This is a genomic window from Micromonospora sp. NPDC057141 (assembly GCF_042670805.1).
Classification (GTDB): domain Bacteria; phylum Actinomycetota; class Actinomycetes; order Mycobacteriales; family Micromonosporaceae; genus Micromonospora.
In genome coordinates, this window is record NZ_JBHUVA010000155.1 from 1 (window position 1) to 3,294 (window position 3,294).

Annotated in this window: 4 protein-coding genes and 1 pseudogene; 3 read left to right on the forward strand and 2 right to left on the reverse strand. The window is 74.9% G+C overall.

The features are described from left to right. Positions 1–276, forward strand: a pseudogene (locus tag ACFT41_RS32075) (hypothetical protein); the annotation flags it as partial. Between the two features lie 50 nt (positions 277–326). On the opposite strand, the gene ACFT41_RS32080 reads toward ACFT41_RS32075, so the two are convergent. Continuing rightward, entirely contained in the window at positions 327–1,028 is a 702-nt protein-coding gene (locus ACFT41_RS32080) for a hypothetical protein (RefSeq protein WP_377590448.1), read from the reverse strand. Beyond that, positions 1,028–1,909 (reverse strand): LysR family transcriptional regulator ArgP, encoded by an 882-nt coding sequence (locus ACFT41_RS32085; RefSeq protein ID WP_377590446.1) that lies wholly within the window; start codon positions 1,907–1,909, stop codon positions 1,028–1,030. The genes ACFT41_RS32080 and ACFT41_RS32085 overlap by 1 nt, the downstream gene beginning before the upstream one ends. Before the next feature lie 70 nt (positions 1,910–1,979). Here ACFT41_RS32085 and ACFT41_RS32090 point away from each other — a divergent pair, with 70 nt between their 5' ends. Together ACFT41_RS32090 and ACFT41_RS32095 are read left to right on the forward strand one after the other, a co-directional pair. Next, complete coding sequence (locus tag ACFT41_RS32090; protein WP_377590444.1) at positions 1,980–2,573, forward strand: LysE/ArgO family amino acid transporter; 594 nt, start codon at positions 1,980–1,982, stop codon at positions 2,571–2,573. 337 nt (positions 2,574–2,910) lie between these two features. After that, positions 2,911–3,252, forward strand: a complete 342-nt coding sequence (locus ACFT41_RS32095; RefSeq protein ID WP_007070998.1) for an RNA polymerase-binding protein RbpA — start codon at positions 2,911–2,913, stop codon at positions 3,250–3,252. Positions 3,253–3,294: the final 42 nt, after the last annotated feature.

Sequence of the window (3,294 nt, forward strand, 5' to 3'; positions counted from 1 at the left end):
GCGCAGGCCCAGGCGGCCCGCCAGGACGCGGCGGCGCTGTCGGCGCGGCTGGCCGAGGCCACCGCCGCCCACGACGCGGCCGCCACCGGGCTGGCCGCCGCGCGGGAAGCCACCGCCGCCGCCGAGGGCCGCCTCGGTGAGCTGGAGGTACGGCTACGCGCGGTCGAGGCCGAACGCGACGCCGCGCAGCGGCGCTCGGCGCAACTGGTCGACCAGGTCAGCGACCTGGCCACCGCGCTGGCCCGGCTGGGCACGGGTGCCCGCCACGACAGATGAGGTCCCGGCGCCGGCGGGAACACCGCCCCGGCGTAGCGCTGGGTTCGGGTTCAGGCTCCGCGGGCGTACGCGACGATCTGCCACAGCATGACACCGGCCGCAGTGGTGGCGAACGCCGCGGTGAGCAGCGTCGGCCAGGCCCGGCTGAGCCGGTGGGTGATGGTCAGCCAGGCCAGCACGATCAGCGGCAATGTCACCCGGATGAGTTCGCCGACAACGACGCCGCGAAAGAACGGATCACCGAGAGCGAGGAGGCGCCACGGTGGTGCCTGGATGATCGCGTGCCAGCCTTCGGCGGACAGGAGCCCGCAGGCGGCGCCTGCCGCGAGTGCGGCGCGCCGTGGTGTGCCGGCGCCGATGGTATGGCCGAGCCAGCCGAGCAGGGGCCCGGCGAGAAGGGATCCGGCCAGCCACACCGCGGTCATGACCGCGACCGAGTGCAGTCCGGCCAGGTCGGCGGGGCTGCCGTCGGCCAGGACGGCGCCGCTCCACCGTCGGCTGACGAACAGGATGAGCAGGTAGTACAGGACGGTCGCCACGGCCAGCAGGCCGGTGGCAGAGGTGACGGCCCGGCGTACGGTGTCCACGTGCCGGCCGGTCAGGATCGCGGCCAGGCCCCAGGCGAACCCGCTGGAGACCAGCGCCACCGCGACCTGACCGGCGATTCCGTCGAGGGCGTCGGCGGCGAACGCCAGTATCCCCAGCAGCGTCGCGACGGCGGTGACGCGCGCGGCTCGATGGGGTGCCCGCATCAGCGCAGCGCGGTGGTGGCGGCGGCCCGGACTGCGGCGGTCAGCGCCGAAAGCGCCGCCGACTCCAGCCGCCAGCACTGCCAGTACAACGGCACGTCCAGGTGCTGGCCGGCGGCCACCTCGACGAGCCGGCCGGCGGGGACGTCGACGCCGGCGGCGGCCTCGGGCACCAGGCCCCAGCCGAGGCCGAGCCGGATCGCCTCGGTGAAGCTCGCCGAGGCCGGCACGTACGACGTCGGGGGGTCGACGTCGCCTCCGGTGACCGCGCGGGCGAAGCGGTGTTGCAGGGTGTCCTTGCGGTTGAAGCAGACCATGGGCGCGGCGGCGAACGCCTCACCGGGGGCACGCCCGGCGAACCACGCCGATGCCACGGCGGGCGCGGCGACGGCGAGGTACCGCATCGCGCCGAGGCGCTGCACCCGGCAGCCCTGCACGGGCACCCGTTCGGCGGTGACCGCCGCCATCACGGTGCCGTCGCGCAGCAGATCGGCGGTGTGGCCCTCGTCGTCGGTGTGCAGCTCGAAGGCGACGTCGGGCACGGCGGTCAGGGCCGGCAGGAACCAGCCGGCGAGGGAGTCGGCGTTGACGACGACAGCCACCCGGGTCCGCCCGTGCGCGCTGAGCGCGCCGCGCGCGGCGTCGAGGGCTTCGTGTTCCAGCAGCGCCACCTGACCGCCCAGGCGCACCAGGGGCCGCCCGGCGGGCGTCGGCACGCACGGCCTGCCCCGGCGTACCAGCACCTGACCGACGACCTGCTCCAACGCCTTGACGCGTTGGCTGACCGCCGACGGGGTGACGTGCAGGGCCCGCGCTGCGGCGTCGAAGCTGCCGTGCTCGATGACCGCCTGGAACGTCGCGAGCTGAACCGAATCGAGCGCCATAAGCGATTCTAACGGTGCTGAAGAATCTTCAGCTGGAGTGTGGCGGCCGGGCGTCCTACCGTACGCAGCCATGGGTTCCGTGCTGGCCGGTTTCGGCTTCTCCCTCGCGCTGATCGTCGCCATCGGGGCGCAGAACGCCTTCGTGCTGCGCCAGGGGCTGCGCGGCGAACACGTCGGCCCGGTCGTGGCGATCTGCGCGGCCGCCGACGCGGCGCTGATGACCGCCGGCATCGCCGGCCTGGGCGCGGTCCTCACCGACGTGCCCGCCGTGGTGACGGCGGTGCGCTGGGGCGGCGCCGCGTTCCTGTCCGGCTACGCGGTCCTGGCGGCCCGCCGCGCCCTGCGCCCCGCCGCCCTCACCCCGGCCGACCGTCGCCCGGCCACGCTGCGCGCGACGCTGCTGACCTGCCTGGCGTTCACGTTCCTCAACCCGCACGTCTACCTCGACACGGTGGTGCTGCTCGGCACGGTCGCCCACCACGACCCGAACCGGTGGGCGTTCGGCGCCGGAGCGGCGACGGCGAGCCTGCTGTGGTTCACCGGCCTGGGCGTCGGCGCCCGCCGGCTGGCCCCGCTGCTGGCCCGCCCGACGGCCTGGCGGTTCGCGGACGCGGCGATCGCCGCGGTCATGGTCGTCCTCGCGGTGTCGCTGGCCACCGGTTGAGCGCCGCCGCCGGCCGCGACCACCCGCGCCGGCGGTCTGCGCGCACCGGCCGGCGCCGCGACACCTCGCCGGTGACCGGCGCGTCACCGGAGGTCGACGCCTGCACGCGACCGGGAATGGGTAGCATCCCCGGTGAGCCACCGAACAACTCCCACCGATTCGCCCGGCCGGGACGACCCCGCCGGACACCTGGCGTGGCCGGCTACCCTTGCGGGGGCGGCGGGGCGCGCCACGTCCCGCCCGGTGGGCGGGGCGCGGCCCGGCGGGGCGGGAATGACCCGGCCGACACGGACCGTTGGACCTGTTGACCAGCACCACGAACGAGGGGAAGTCGATCATGGGCGAGCGTATGCTGCGCGGAAGCCGTCTGGGCGCGGTCAGCTACGAATCCGACCGCAACACGGAGCTCGCGCCGCGTCAGACCCGCGAGTACCTCTGCGCCAAGGGCCACCAGTTCGAGGTGCCGTTCGCCGTCGACGCCGAGGTCCCCACGACCTGGGAATGCAAGTTCGACGGCAGCGTCGCCCGGCTGGTCGACGGCACCGAGCCGGAGCAGAAGAAGGCCAAGCCGCCGCGTACCCACTGGGACATGCTGCTGGAGCGCCGCTCCATCGCCGAGCTGGAGGACATCCTCGCCGAACGGCTCCAGGAGGTCCGCACCCGCCGCGGCCGAGCCTGACCACACGCGACGACGCCCCCGCAAGGATCACCCTTGCGGCGG

Coding starts and splice junctions, on each gene's coding strand:
- ACFT41_RS32080 (WP_377590448.1), bottom strand. CDS start 1,028: ATGCGGGCACCCCATCGAGCCGCGCGCGTCACCGCCGTCGCGACGCTG.
- ACFT41_RS32085 (WP_377590446.1), bottom strand. CDS start 1,909: ATGGCGCTCGATTCGGTTCAGCTCGCGACGTTCCAGGCGGTCATCGAG.
- ACFT41_RS32090 (WP_377590444.1), top strand. CDS start 1,980: ATGGGTTCCGTGCTGGCCGGTTTCGGCTTCTCCCTCGCGCTGATCGTC.
- ACFT41_RS32095 (WP_007070998.1), top strand. CDS start 2,911: ATGGGCGAGCGTATGCTGCGCGGAAGCCGTCTGGGCGCGGTCAGCTAC.